The following is a 13,248-nucleotide window of genomic DNA, read 5'->3' as shown; positions in this document are numbered from 1 at the left end:
GGACAGAGAGATAAGGTATTAGTACAACAAGCTGGAATTCCCTGCTTGATGACGATTTCCCTTCGCATCCGGCCGTGCGATCATTGGACATGACAGGTTTGTTTCAATCCAGATCCAACGGCCCGTGGCGTTGATTTTTTCAGGCTGACTATGTCGGGACTCATACCCCTCCTCGATTTTGCGGGATACGTGGCGCTGCTGCTGTGGGGCGTGCACATGGTGCAGACGGGCGTACAGCGAGCGTTCGGTGCGGCCTTGGGTGCGGCGCTGGGGCGTGCCCTGGGAACGCGATTACGGGCGTTTTCGACGGGATTGGGGATTACTGCCGCATTGCAGAGCAGTACGGCAACGGGGCTGATGATCACGGGTTTTGCAGCCGGGGGCCTTGTCGGCCTCGCGCCCGCGTTGGCCGCCATGCTGGGGGCCAACGTAGGCACGACTCTGATTGTGCAGTTGCTGTCATTCGACCTGACCGCGCTGGCCCCCATCCTGATTTTGGCGGGGGTATGGATGTTTCGCCGTTACCCGCCGGGGCGTACCCGTGACCTGGGCCGGGTATTCATAGGTTTGGGATTGCTATTGCTATCACTGCATCAACTGGTGGAGCTATTCGCTCCGCTGCAGGACGCGCCCTTGCTCGAACAGATACTGGATGCATTGGGCACGCAACCCGTCGCCGCAGTGCTGCTGTCCGCGGCATTGACCTGGGCCGCGCACTCGAGTGTGGCCATCGTCGTGCTGATCATGTCGTTGTCGGAGCATCATTTGGTCTCGCCCGCACTCGCGTTGGCACTGGTGCTGGGCGCCAATCTCGGCACGGCCGTCAATCCGATGATCGAGGGCGTCACCGGCGACGACCCAGCCGCCCGTCGCCTGCCGCTGGGCAATCTCCTGACGCGGGTTGTCGGTGTGGTGCTGGGGTTGTTGTTGCTGCCATGGCTGCCGGGCTGGATGGGCTGGCTGGAGAGCGACAATGCGCGCCTGGTGGCGAACTTTCACACCGTGTTCAACGCCATGATCGCCTTGATTTTCCTGCCGCTGCTGACACCGTATGCGGCACTGCTGACGCGCTGGCTGCCGAAAAGAACAGATCCCAATGACCCCGCCCGGCCCCAGTACCTGGACGAATCGGCACACGATGTGCCAGCGGTTGCCTTGGGAAACGCCACGCGCGAGGCCCTGCGGATGGCCGATATGCTGCAGACGCTCTTGCTCTATGCGCGTGCAGGCTTTAAACGCGATAACCGCCATCGTCTCGTGCAGGCGCGCCAATTGGATAACGCCGTGGACAAGATCGAGACGGCGATCACCACCTATCTGGCCTTGCTGGACCGCGAAGACATGACCCGCGCCGATACTCAACGGCTGGACGATATTCTGGCCTTTGCCAGCAACATTGGGCACGCAGCGGACATCACGCATCACGGCCTGCTCAATCACATTGCCCGTTTGCGCAAACAAGGCTGGGTTTTGCCGCCGGAACAACGTCAGCAATTGGACGAAACGCTGGCTCGCCTGATTGCCAATCAGCGCGAGGCGGCCGCCCTGTTCATTAATGATGATGTGCGCCAGGCGCGCGAATTAGCAGGTGAAAAATCGCGTTTCCGGGAGCTGGAAATGCAGGAATCGGAAGCGCATCTGCAGAAAATCAAATCCGGGCAAATCGATGCCGCAGAAATCGGCGCGCTGTACTTGGATATTCTGCGTGACATGAAGAGCATCAATTCGCACTTGGTGGGCGCGGCCGCCTATCCATTGCTGGCGCGGCATGGCGAATTGCTGCCGAGCCGGCTGCGCGAGGCAGGGAATTGATCGGGCCCCAGCCACGATGCTGACGCGGACTCGCGCGCAGGCCCGCTTGATATCGACGGGCCCCATCAGCCTCACAGCAATTGCTGCAGGTCATCAAACATGGATTCCCACTCGGCCTCGTCGACTTCCATAAAACCGAAGAATCGCAGCATGAACGCGCCCTCTGTCGCCAGAAATGCCAATCGGGCGCGCTTGCCCTCTGGCGTGGTGGCATCGAGCTTGGCAATACGCTCTCGATACCATTTGCGCGTGCTGACCAGGTGCTCGGGCGTTTGAGCCAGGGCCGCCAGCAAGCTGGCTGATTTGGCGCTCGCCTCGTCGGTGCGCCGGGTCGCCGCGACATGGGCCCGCACGGCATCCACAGGATCGGTGCTGCCAGCCATGGTCTGAGCAAACAATCTGTCGTAGGACGCGCCCCAGCGCGTAAACAGCGCGTCCACCAGGGCGTCTTTGTTCCCAAAGCAGTATTGCACCCCGCCTTTGCTGATACCCACGGCCTTTGCCACGGCGTCGATGGTCAAGCCTGCCGCGCCCGAAGTTTCGATAATGGCCTCGGCGGCGTCGAGCAGCTGTTCACGGTCTACGGTACGGGTTCGGCCCATTGTTACTCTTTTTTCAATACATACGTATGGAATTAAATTATAATCCCGTTCATCATCCGGCACCAGGCTGGATGCCGTTCAGGTCCCACATTCTGGCGCATGTCCTGCCACAGGACGCGATCGCCCCAGTCTGCCATGGGTAGGCCTGCTATTTCAACGGCATCGCCTTAGTCCCGGCGGGGCAACCCATGTCGTCTTTGCATACCTCATCATCACACGCGTTGCGTTGGCTCATCCTGGCCATTGTGTCGGTCGATCTGTTCTTGATTGTGATCGACATGACCGTGCTCTACACGGCACTGCCGCATCTCACCCTGGCCCTGCAGGCGACGGCGTCTGAGAAACTGTGGATCGTCAACGCCTATCCGTTGGCTGTCGCGGGCCTGCTGCCGGGGATGGGCACCCTGTCCGACCGCTATGGGCCGAAACGGCTCTTTGTAGGCGGTATGGCGATATTCGGTATCGCTTCGCTGTTGGCGGCCTACGCGGCCAATCCGGAATGGCTGATGGGCGCCCGCGTTCTGCTGGCGGTAGGCGCGGCCATGATGATGCCCGCCACGCTCGCGATTATTCGTCATACGTTCCAGGATGCCCGTGAGCGGGCGATCGCCATCGGCATCTGGGCGGCAGTCGCGTCGGGCGGCGCAGCGTTCGGACCGGTCGTGGGTGGGGCGCTGCTGGAGCACTACTGGTGGGGATCGGTGTTCCTGATCAACGTGCCGACGGTGTTGATCGTGTTGCCGTTGGCACTGTGGTTTATCGACGATCACCGTAGTGGCTCCACCCGGATCTTTGACCTGATAGGTTCAGGGCAAATCCTGGTCGGCCTGGTCTGCTCGGTGTTCGCCGTCAAAGAGCTCACCCAACGCGCGCCGTCTTACATCCTGGCGTTGTTGGCGGGACTCCTCGGCGCCGTCTTTCTGCTGCTCTTTGTCAAACGACAATTACGCACGAAGGATCCGCTGATCGACCTGCGGTTATTCCGCAATCGCAAATTCAGCACGGCTGTGATCGTGGCGCTCGCGGCGGCGATCGCCTTTGCGGGCATTGAGTTGATTTATAGCCAATGGCTGCAGTTGGTCCGTCAAATGTCGCCGTTGCAGGCTGGATTATTCATTTTGCCTGCACCGCTGGCTTCGTTCGTCGCGGGGCCGATCGCGGGCTTGTTGATACCGAGGCTGGGCGAAAACCGCGGCATGTGGCTGTCGATGCTCGTTGCCGGGCTCGGCGCACTTGCGTTGGTCGGCACGCATCAGATGGCGCCGGTCTGGCAACTGGTGGGCTTGACGATCATGGGTCTTGGGCTCGGTATGGCGCTGACAGCAGCATCAAGCTCGATCCTGAGCAATGCGCCCGCTGATCAGGTCGGCATGGCGGCATCGGTCGAGGAAATGTCCTTCGAATTGGGTGCCGTGCTCGGTGTCGCGATCATGGGCAGCCTGGCCACTGCGGTGTATGGCGCTACCTTGATATTGCCCGACAACAGCATGCTGCCTGCGGTGGTGTATGACAGCCTGGACGAAGCCCTCGCCGTCGCGGCGACGTCGGCGCCAGCTGTTGCTGCCATGCTCGCCGAGCGTGCACGCGCATCGTTTGACTATGCGCTGCTGGCTGTCATGGCAGCCACGGGAGGCCTGTTGTTGATCACGGCCTGGCATACATGGCGCAAGCGGACCGACCCCGCGCCACAAGACAAAACACAGATACCGCGCGAGAGTCACCTGATGCCGTGACCGAACACGGCATCAACCGCCGACCACGCTATCCGATCATCATAGATAACGTTCGAACCACGTCAGCATGCGCTGCCAGCCGTCACGAGCATCGACTTCGCGATACATGGGACGATAGTCTGCGAGAAAACCGTGGTTGGCTTCGGGATAGATCACGATTTCCGATGCCCGTGCGGCTTCGTTGCCGCTGGCCAATACGGACCGTAGCGCTTGGACCGTATCGAGCGGAATGCTGGCATCCTGGCCGGCATACAGGCCGAGCACAGGCGCATGCGTATTCGCGGCCACGTCCACGACCATTTGTTTGATCAGGGGGCCGTGGCCGGCAGCGACCTTGCCGTACCAGGCGACGCCGGCTTTGACGGCGGGATTATGCGCGGCATACATCCAGGTCAAGCGGCCGCCCCAGCAAAATCCGGTGACGCCAACGCGCGAGATATCGCCGCCATGTTGGCCGGCCCATTCGATGCAGGCATCGAGATCGGCGTAGACCTGTTCGTCCGGGACTTTTGCAACGATGTCGGAAATCAGTTTGGGAATGTCGGTGTATTGCGACGCGTCGCCCTGGCGTTGATACAGATCGGCGGCAATGGCCAGATAACCGGCTTTGGCCAGGCGGCGGCAGATGTCTTTGATGTGTTCGTGCACACCGAAGATTTCTTGTATGACCAGAACGACGGGCAGATCCTTTTTCCCTAGCGGTGCGGCGTAATAAGCAAAGATGGTGCCGTCGTGCACGGGTAGATCAATGCCGCCCTGCTCCAGGCCTTCGCTATCGGTGTGAATAGTGGTGGACGTGGGCTGGCCGGCTGCGGGGGCAAAACTCATGACGGGACTCCTATGCCAATGACCGGGCCGATCTGGCTGGTCTCAAGAGTGAATGTACTTGGCGGTGGGAGTGGGTGCAAATGTCGGGGGGGTGGTGAGTGCCTTCGTAATACGGGTGAAGTGGTTTTGCTTAGGGATGGCTTATTTGCCGGTAGATGGCTGTTTTTTGAGGGGATTAGATAGTTTGCTGGCGGCGGATGGCGTTCTTTAGGCGTTCCGCAGGCGGGGCAAAGCGCGATGCCGGCCTAATCGCAACGGCTCGGCCCATGACCAGGGGCCTCGGTCCCCTTCGGGGACTGCCCGTCGCTCAAAAGGCCAGCATCGCGCTTTGCCCCGCCTGCGGAACTCGCAGAAATGAAATGCATCGGTCGTTAAGCGATTCGTTGGTCACCACCAATGACCTCGGCAAATCAGCATCCGTGGTCTGCCGTCCTTGCGAGCCGGTGTGCCGCGTGCGTAGGCTGCGCCGGCCCGTTGAGCGGCGGGTAGTCCCCGAAGGGGACCTCGGCGCCTGGTGTCGCGCCGAGCCGCTGCGATAGGGCCGGTGCAGCCTACGCACGCGGCACACCGGCGTCTTAAGAACTCCGCCCGCTGAACATCGAGGCACCCAAAAGCGCCACACTGAACATCTGCATCATATTAAGCATGCTCAACCAACGCTGATCACAGGCGCATTAAAATCCGCAGGGCAAGGGACGAGCATCTGAACAAAGACCTTTGGCCCGCATCAATGTGCGTGCCCAGCCTCATGATGTTCCTCGTGCACGACGGTATGGTTGTGCCCGCCATGTTCATGCCCATGGTGCATGAACGAGGTCACGCCGTAGATGACCGCAACGCCGATCCCCACGAGCACCAACTGAGGGATCGCATCGGACAACGCGCCTCGTTCATGCATCTGCGGAATCAGATCCGACACGGAGATATAGAGGAAACTGCTCGCGGCAATGACCAGAACATAGGGAACCAGATCCTGAGCCTGCTGCAAAAGGAAATAGCCGATCACCCCACCCAGCGCAGTACATAAGCTGGTAAACAAGATCAATATAAACGCCTTGCGCCGCGCCAAGCCCGCATTGAGCAACACCACAAAATCACCCAATTTGTGCGGCACCTCGTGCACGATGATCGAGGAGGCCGTGAGTACGCCCAGGATAGGATCGGTGAGAAAAGCCGCCGCAACCAAGACGCCATCGCACAAATTGTGCAAAGAACTGCCAACCAGGATCAGCACGCCCCCGCGTCCCGCCTCGTGGCGATCATGTCCCTTGTGATGATGATGGCCATCACCTTCGTGGTGGTGGCTGTGCCGCAGCAAGGCGATTTTTTCCAGGACGAAAAATCCCAGCAGCCCCGCCAAGAGCAACGCAAATAGCGTGTGTGCATCGGCATCTGCTCCCTCGAAGGCCTCGGGCAGCAAATGCAACAGCGCAACGGACAGCAATACCCCAACCGAGAGGCTGACCATGTGGTGCAGGTACTTGCTGAAAACGCGGTACGCCAGCCAACTGGCGATAGACACAGCGATCAGGCCGCCGGCGACGGTGGCCAGCAAGATCCAGAGGAGCAGCATGGGAAATGAGGCAGAAAGGAGGCGTAAAGTAACATTATATCGTTACAGGCTTCCTCGCGCGTGTGGCCCCGGATATAGGGCAGCAGGGTTTGCAACAGTCTGTTTACGACATCCAGGCTGGATGCCGTAAACAGGACTGGCAAACCAGTGCCTCAGTGCGCCTGTTCCCAGTTGGGACCGACGCCGACCTCGGCCAGCAGCGGCACGCGCAGCGTCGCGACGCCGCACATGAGCTCAGGTACGCGCGCGCGCACGACGCCGAGCTCGCTGGCGGGTACCTCCAGCACCAGTTCGTCGTGGACCTGCATGATCATGCGAGTCGCCAATTGGTCGGCGTCGAGCCAGTCTTGCACGGCCACCATGGCCATTTTGATCAGATCGGCCGCCGTGCCCTGCATGGGCGCGTTGATGGCGGCGCGCTCTGCGCCCTGGCGGCGAGGCCCGGATGCTGCGCGGATATCGGGCATCTGCAAGCGGCGGCCAAAGACGGTTTCGACATAGCCTTGTTGACGCGCCAATTGACGCGTCTGTTCCATGTACTGCGCCACGCCGGGATAACGAGCAAAATAACGGTCGATGTATGCCTGGGCCGCATCGCGCGTAATCCCCAGGTTGGACGCCAAGCCGAATACACCCATGCCGTAAATCAGGCCAAAATTGATGGCTTTGGCAGCCCGGCGCTGTTCGGAAGTGACATCGGGGAGCGCAACGCCAAAGATCTCGGACGCGGTAGCGCGGTGAATGTCCTCGCCAGCGGCAAAGGCCCGCTGCAAATTCTCGTCGTCGGAGACGTGCGCCATGATGCGCAACTCGATCTGGGAATAGTCGGCCGACAACAACACGCCGTTTTCTGCAATGAAGGCTTCACGTACACGACGGCCGGCTTCGGTGCGTACCGGGATGTTCTGCAAATTGGGATCGGACGACGCCAATCGGCCCGTGATCACTGCAGCCTGCGAATAATGCGTGTGCACCCTGCCCGTGCGCGCATTGATCATGCGAGGCAGCTTGTCCGTGTAGGTCGATTTCAGTTTCGACAGGCCACGATATTCCAACAGGACCTGAGGCAAAGGGTAATCCTGCGCGAGCTTGGTCAGGACCTCTTCGTCGGTCGATGGGGCGCCGCTGGCAGTCTTGCGCACGACGGGCAGTTGCATGCGGCCAAACAGGATTTCGCCTAATTGCTTGGGTGAATTCAGATTGAACGGCTGGCCCGCCAGATCGTAGGCCCGCTGCTCCAAGGTCAGCATTTCCTGGCCCAGGCGATGGCTTTGCTGGCCCAACTCTCCCGCATCGACCTTGACGCCGTTGCGTTCGATGACGGTCAATACACGAGAGACCTGGATTTCCAGTTGATAAATGCGTTCGAGCCCCGCGTCAGCGGCGACGCGCGGGCGCAAGGCCTGATGCAATTGCAACGTGAAATCGGCGTCTTCGCAGGCATAGTGGCCCGCCTTTTCGACGGCGACTTCGTCAAAGCCGATTTGCTTGGCGCCCTTGCCGCACAAATCCTCGTAGCTGATACCACTGCGTCCCAGATACCGTTGCGACAAATCGGCCAAACCGACGCCGCGGTGTGATTCCAGCACATACGCCTGCAACATGGTGTCGTCCTGGATGCCAGCGAGCGCGATGCCTTCGTTGGCAAACACATGGGTATCGTATTTGGCGTGATGCAGCAGCTTGGGCCGCGCGGGATCTTGCAGCCAAGCGCGCATGCGTTCGAGGACTTCGGCTTTGGGCAGTTGCTCGGGATGATCCGGACCACGATGCGCCACAGGGATATAGCAGGCCACGCCCGGCTCGACCGACATGGAAATCCCCACCAGGCTGGCTTGCATTTCATCCAGCGAGGTGGTTTCGGTGTCCAGCGCCACGAGCGGCGCCTCAGCAACCAGCGCCATCCATTCGTCAAACGCCGGCCAGCCGGCAATGACCTGATAACGGAGTTCGGCCGGTGCGGCAGGCGCCTCGGCGATAACGCGCGCATCCCCTTGCGGCACGCGCTCGGCATCGCCCGTGAGCTCGCGCAGCCAGCTACGAAAACCATATTTCTCGTACAAGGCTTGCAGCGTCCCGGTATCGGGTTGGCGAGGCTCCAGATCGGCCATCGTGTTAACGTGACCGGTCAGATCGCAATCGCACTTCACCGTCAGCAGCTCGCGCGTCAACGGAAACTGCGAGATCGCTTCGCGCAGATTGTTGCCCGCTACGCCCTTGATGGTGTCTGCCTGTTCTACCAAGCCGTCAATCGAGCCAAACTCGCTCAGCCACTTGACGGCAGTTTTGGGGCCGACCTTGGTCACGCCTGGAACATTGTCCACGGCGTCACCGATCAACATGAGGTAATCAACAATGCGCTCGGGCGAGACGCCGAATTTGTTTTGTACACCCGGTTCGTTCAAGACCTCGCCGCTCATGGTGTTGACCAGGGTCACATGCGAATCAACCAATTGCGCCAGATCTTTGTCACCAGTCGACACGATGGTGTGAATATCCTGCTCTGTCGCCTGGCGGGCCAAGGTACCGATCACATCATCGGCCTCGACCCCCTCGATCGCCAGAACTGGCCAGCCCAAGGCCTTGACGGCCTGGTGGATCGGCTCGATCTGCGCGGCCAGATCCTCGGGCATCGGCGGCCGATGCGATTTATATTCGGGGTAGAGATCGTCACGGAAGGTCTTGCCGCGTGCATCAAAAATACAAGCTGCGTAGTCTGCCTTATGATCAGACACGAGCTTACGCAACATATTCACGACACCATAGAGTGCGCCCGTAGGTTCGCCTTGCGCATTGCGCAAATCGGGCATAGCGTGAAAGGCGCGGTACAAATAACTCGAACCGTCTACCAGCAATAAGGTTTTCTTCATGGTTACAAAGGCAGATTTAGAAACGCCCGCCGGCAAGCAAATACCGGTGATTATGTCAGAGATACGGACGGCGGCAGAACAACTGGCCGATTTAGGCCCCGCCGTCAGCTTGTTCGGCAGCGCGCGCACCAGCCGCGGCTCGCCACACTACGAAACCAGCGAAGCCATCGCACGCGCACTGGCCGAGGCAGGCTTTGCCGTCATCGCAGGCGGTGGCCCAGGCATCATGGAAGCCGCCAATAAAGGCGCATTCGAAGCAGGAGGAACCAGCGTAGGCCTGAACATCAGCCTGCCGCACGAGACTCACAATAACAAATACCAGACGATCAGTTTGTCATTTGAGTATTTTTATTCTCGCAAAGCGACCTTTTTCATGCATAGCTTTGCTTACATCTCGCTGCCCGGCGGCTTTGGCACAATGGACGAGCTGTTTGAGGCGTTGACGCTGATTCAAACCGGCAAAGTCCCCCCCGCACCCGTCATTCTGGTGGGCAAGGAATACTGGCAAGGCCTGATAGGCTGGCTACGCGACCAAATGCTGGCCAACGGAATGATCGGCGCCCACGATCTGGAGCTATTCATCATCGAAGACGACCCACAAAAAGTCGTGCAGCACATACGCGAATTTCACGACATGCATCAGAACGACGCTCAATACGCGCCGTCGCTGCCCGGTTAACTCGCAGAACCACAGGCCCGCGTAGTCGGGCGCACCAAACACAATCGCCACATCCAAAACGAAACGGGCGCCCAACCTCAGGCGCCCGTTCTTCACACTAACTGTTAGTACTCATCAAGCACTTTCACGCGCCGCACGACGACGCTCATGCTCTTGCAGATAACGCTTACGCAGACGGATCGACTTCGGCGTGATTTCCACCAGCTCGTCATCGTCGATGAACTCAACCGCATACTCGAGCGACATCTGAATCGGCGGCACCAGACGCACCGCCTCGTCCGTACCCGACGCACGCACGTTGGTGAGTTGCTTACCCTTGATCGGGTTGACGACCAGGTCGTTATCGCGGCTGTGAATGCCGATGATCATGCCTTCGTACAAGGCCTCGCCCGGATTGACGAACATGCGGCCACGATCCTGCAATTTCCACAGCGCGTAAGCCACTGCATCGCCATTATCCTGGCTGATCAGCACGCCATTACGACGCTCGCCGATGCTGCCTTCGCGCACGGGTGCGTATTCGTGGAAAATGTGGCTCATCAAGCCCGTACCGCGCGTCAAAGTCAGGAACTCGTTCTGGAAACCGATCAGGCCACGGGCCGGAATCAGGTATTCCAGACGGGTACGGCCGCGGCCATCGGGCTGCATGTCTTGCAAGTCGCCCTTGCGGCGGCCGAGCTCTTCCATGACGCCACCTTGGTGAGCGTCTTCGACGTCGATGGTCAGCGACTCGAACGGCTCGCATTTCACGCCGTCGATTTCCTTGAACACGACACGCGGACGCGACACGGCCAACTCGTAGCCTTCGCGACGCATGGTTTCCAGCAAAATGGTCAAGTGCAATTCGCCACGGCCCGACACCTCGAACACGGTATCGTCGCCCGTATCGCGCACGCGCAGCGCTACGTTGGACTTCAGCTCGCGGTCCAGGCGATCACGCAGCTGACGGCTGGTGACGAACTTGCCTTCGCGGCCGGCCAGGGGCGACGTGTTCACCATGAAGTTCATCGTCAGCGTAGGCTCGTCGATGCGCAGCATGGGGAATGCTTCCGGATTCGCCGGATCCATGACCGTGCAACCGATACCGATGTCTTCGATACCATTGATCAGCACGATGTCGCCGGCTTCGGCTTCCTCGACCACCTCACGTTCCAGGCCCTTGAATTTCAACACCTGGTTGATGCGGCCTTTCGAGATCGAGCCTTCGGGACCGAATTGGAAAGCCACATCCATGCCCGGACGAATACGTCCACGGTTGATGCGGCCCACACCGATCTTGCCCACATAGTTGTTGTAGTCCAGCGAGATGACCTGCATTTGCAGCGGACCATTGGGATCGTCGTCACGCTGCGGCACGTGTTGCAGGATGGCTTCGAACAACGGACGCATGTCGCCTTCGCGCACATCAGGCGTCAAACCGGCGTAGCCCGACAGACCCGAGGCGTACACCACGGGGAAATCCAACTGCTCTTCGGTCGCGCCAAGCTTGTCGAACAAATCGAACGTCGCGTTGATCACGAAATCCGGACGGGCGCCCGGACGGTCGATCTTGTTGACGACGACGATGGGCTTCAATCCCAAGGCCAGGGCCTTACGGGTCACGAAAATGGTCTGCGGCATCGGGCCTTCGACCGCATCGACCAACAGCAATACCCCGTCCACCATGGACAGCACGCGCTCGACTTCGCCACCGAAGTCCGCGTGTCCCGGGGTGTCGACGATATTGATGTGCGTGCCTTCGTATTCAACGGCACAGTTTTTGGCCAGAATCGTAATGCCGCGTTCTTTTTCCAGGTCGTTCGAATCCATGACCCGTTCCGTAACCGCCTGGTTTTCGCGGAAGGTGCCGGATTGGCGCAGCAACTGGTCGACCAGGGTAGTTTTACCGTGGTCAACGTGGGCAATGATGGCGACGTTGCGCAAGGCGCGAGTCATAGCGGGTCCTTTAAGGTCGGTGTGGCGGGCAGCAAGCCCGCCGGCAATTCATTCAATGCAAGCAATGCTTGCTTGGGGTCAGTCATGGCCTGTAGGGCCTCGAGCGTGACGGCGCGATCCAGCGAAAATGGCCCGACGTGCGTGCGCCGCAGCGCCGCCAGGTGGGCATAACACCCCAGTGCCCGGCCGATATCCTGCGCCAGGGTACGTATGTACGTCCCCTTGCTGCACGCCACATCGATCTCGGCCTGGCTGCCATTCAGCGATAACAGGTCGATGCGGTAAATCTTGACTTGACGCGGCGGGCGGTCCAGCTCGATACCCTGACGCGCGTATTCGTACAACGGCTTGCCGTCCCGCTTCAGCGCCGAATACATCGGCGGGATCTGCTCGATGATGCCCTGAAAGCGTGACAACACGTCGAGCAAGGCGGACTCGGTCACATTGACCGCATCCGTCGCGCGTGCCGTCACGATGCCGGTCAAATCGCCGGAATCGGTTTCCTCGCCGAACTGCAAGGTCGCTCGATAAGACTTGTCGGCGTTGAGCATCGCGCCGGAGATCTTGGTGGCACGCCCCATACAGCACACCAGCAAACCGGTGGCGAAAGGATCCAGTGTACCTGTATGCCCCGCCTTGGCGGCATCCATGGTGCGTTTGGCGCGCTGCAAGGCGTGATTACTGGACAAACCCACAGGTTTGTCTAGCAACAGGACACCGTCGAGCGCAAGCCCGCGTCGTTTAGCCATCGTCGAATCCGGGAAAAAAGCAGCAGTAGACGACAGCCGATCAGCGCTGGTCTTCAGGTTCGTCGGGCTCTTCCGCGACCGGGCCAGGCCGGTTTGCGCGGTCGATCAATGCCGACATTTCGATGCCACGCGCGATTTGCTCGTCATGGAAGAAGCGCAATCGGGGCACAGTGTGGATGTGCAAGAGCTTGTACAGCAGGGAGTGCAGCCAGCCGGCTTTTTCGTTGAGCAGCGCCGCCGCGGTGTCGGGCTCGGCGCCCATCACCGTGAAATAGACTTTGGCGTGCGCGTAATCAGCCGACAGCTCCACACCGGACAGCGTGATCAATCCAGCGCGAGATACGTCGATCTCGCGCTGAATGAGGCCGGCCAGATCCTTTTGGATCTGGTCGGCCAGCCGCAAATTGCGGCCGGGGATGGATTTAGACTTGTGACGGCTCATGTAACACGTATGAAATTCACGATCG

At 59.9% G+C, this 13,248-nt stretch carries 10 protein-coding genes; 3 read left to right on the top strand and 7 right to left on the bottom strand.

Going from position 1 to position 13,248, the window contains the following annotated elements; all coding sequences use genetic code 11:
* Positions 1-150 precede the first annotated feature (150 nt).
* Complete coding sequence (locus ACYVIT_RS10940; RefSeq protein WP_415807945.1) at positions 151-1,812, top strand: Na/Pi cotransporter family protein; 1,662 nt, start codon at positions 151-153, stop codon at positions 1,810-1,812.
* Positions 1,813-1,883: 71 nt separating this feature from the next.
* On the opposite strand, the gene ACYVIT_RS10935 is transcribed toward ACYVIT_RS10940, so the two are convergent.
* Positions 1,884-2,414 carry a TetR/AcrR family transcriptional regulator gene (locus ACYVIT_RS10935; RefSeq protein WP_415807946.1) on the bottom strand — a complete coding sequence of 177 codons (531 nt, stop codon included), beginning with the start codon at positions 2,412-2,414 and terminating at the stop codon, positions 1,884-1,886.
* Positions 2,415-2,602: 188 nt separating this feature from the next.
* Between ACYVIT_RS10935 and ACYVIT_RS10930 the strand changes: the two genes are divergently transcribed.
* On the top strand, positions 2,603-4,147 hold the full coding sequence (locus ACYVIT_RS10930; protein ID WP_415807947.1) for an MFS transporter: 1,545 nt from the start codon (positions 2,603-2,605) through the stop codon (positions 4,145-4,147).
* A 39-nt stretch (positions 4,148-4,186) separates the two neighbouring features.
* Here ACYVIT_RS10930 and ACYVIT_RS10925 read toward each other — a convergent pair whose 3' ends face one another.
* The 3 genes from ACYVIT_RS10925 to polA all read right to left on the bottom strand — a co-directional run bounded on the left by ACYVIT_RS10925 (position 4,187) and on the right by polA (position 9,418).
* Entirely contained in the window at positions 4,187-4,975 is a 789-nt protein-coding gene (locus tag ACYVIT_RS10925; protein ID WP_415807948.1) for a dienelactone hydrolase family protein, read from the bottom strand.
* A 727-nt stretch (positions 4,976-5,702) separates the two neighbouring features.
* Positions 5,703-6,548 carry a ZIP family metal transporter gene (locus ACYVIT_RS10920; protein WP_415807949.1) on the bottom strand — a complete coding sequence of 282 codons (846 nt, stop codon included), beginning with the start codon at positions 6,546-6,548 and terminating at the stop codon, positions 5,703-5,705.
* Between the two features lie 152 nt (positions 6,549-6,700).
* Complete coding sequence (polA, locus tag ACYVIT_RS10915) at positions 6,701-9,418, bottom strand: DNA polymerase I (RefSeq protein ID WP_415807950.1); 2,718 nt, start codon at positions 9,416-9,418, stop codon at positions 6,701-6,703.
* Here polA and ACYVIT_RS10910 point away from each other — a divergent pair.
* The gene (locus ACYVIT_RS10910; protein WP_460478199.1) at positions 9,417-10,097 is read left to right on the top strand and encodes an LOG family protein; all 681 of its coding nucleotides are present in this window, start codon (positions 9,417-9,419) and stop codon (positions 10,095-10,097) included. The genes polA and ACYVIT_RS10910 overlap by 2 nt on opposite strands.
* Before the next feature lie 114 nt (positions 10,098-10,211).
* On the opposite strand, the gene typA is transcribed toward ACYVIT_RS10910, so the two are convergent.
* Genes typA through rbfA form a run of 3 tightly spaced genes read right to left on the bottom strand, consistent with a single transcriptional unit; the run spans position 10,212 to position 13,223 of the window.
* A complete protein-coding gene (gene typA, locus ACYVIT_RS10905) occupies positions 10,212-12,032 on the bottom strand; it encodes a translational GTPase TypA (protein ID WP_415807951.1) in 1,821 nt (606 codons plus the stop codon).
* Positions 12,029-12,781: a tRNA pseudouridine(55) synthase TruB gene (gene truB / locus ACYVIT_RS10900; protein ID WP_415807952.1), complete on the bottom strand. Its 753-nt coding sequence runs from the start codon at positions 12,779-12,781 to the stop codon at positions 12,029-12,031. Before truB ends, typA begins: the two co-directional genes overlap by 4 nt.
* Before the next feature lie 40 nt (positions 12,782-12,821).
* On the bottom strand, positions 12,822-13,223 hold the full coding sequence (gene rbfA / locus ACYVIT_RS10895) for a ribosome-binding factor A (protein ID WP_460478198.1): 402 nt from the start codon (positions 13,221-13,223) through the stop codon (positions 12,822-12,824).
* Positions 13,224-13,248 lie beyond the last annotated feature (25 nt).

Source organism: Bordetella muralis, from assembly GCF_054781015.1.
This window is presented reverse-complemented; position numbering and strand designations above follow the sequence as displayed.

What these genes read in the sequence shown, in the direction of transcription:
- ACYVIT_RS10910 (WP_460478199.1), top strand. Translation starts at nt 9,417, where the DNA reads ATGGTTACAAAGGCAGATTTAGAAACGCCCGCCGGCAAGCAAATACCG.
- typA (WP_415807951.1), bottom strand. Translation starts at nt 12,032, where the DNA reads ATGACTCGCGCCTTGCGCAACGTCGCCATCATTGCCCACGTTGACCAC.
- ACYVIT_RS10925 (WP_415807948.1), bottom strand. Translation starts at nt 4,975, where the DNA reads ATGAGTTTTGCCCCCGCAGCCGGCCAGCCCACGTCCACCACTATTCAC.
- ACYVIT_RS10920 (WP_415807949.1), bottom strand. Translation starts at nt 6,548, where the DNA reads ATGCTGCTCCTCTGGATCTTGCTGGCCACCGTCGCCGGCGGCCTGATC.
- polA (WP_415807950.1), bottom strand. Translation starts at nt 9,418, where the DNA reads ATGAAGAAAACCTTATTGCTGGTAGACGGTTCGAGTTATTTGTACCGC.
- ACYVIT_RS10930 (WP_415807947.1), top strand. Translation starts at nt 2,603, where the DNA reads ATGTCGTCTTTGCATACCTCATCATCACACGCGTTGCGTTGGCTCATC.
- rbfA (WP_460478198.1), bottom strand. Translation starts at nt 13,223, where the DNA reads ATGAGCCGTCACAAGTCTAAATCCATCCCCGGCCGCAATTTGCGGCTG.
- truB (WP_415807952.1), bottom strand. Translation starts at nt 12,781, where the DNA reads ATGGCTAAACGACGCGGGCTTGCGCTCGACGGTGTCCTGTTGCTAGAC.
- ACYVIT_RS10935 (WP_415807946.1), bottom strand. Translation starts at nt 2,414, where the DNA reads ATGGGCCGAACCCGTACCGTAGACCGTGAACAGCTGCTCGACGCCGCC.
- ACYVIT_RS10940 (WP_415807945.1), top strand. Translation starts at nt 151, where the DNA reads ATGTCGGGACTCATACCCCTCCTCGATTTTGCGGGATACGTGGCGCTG.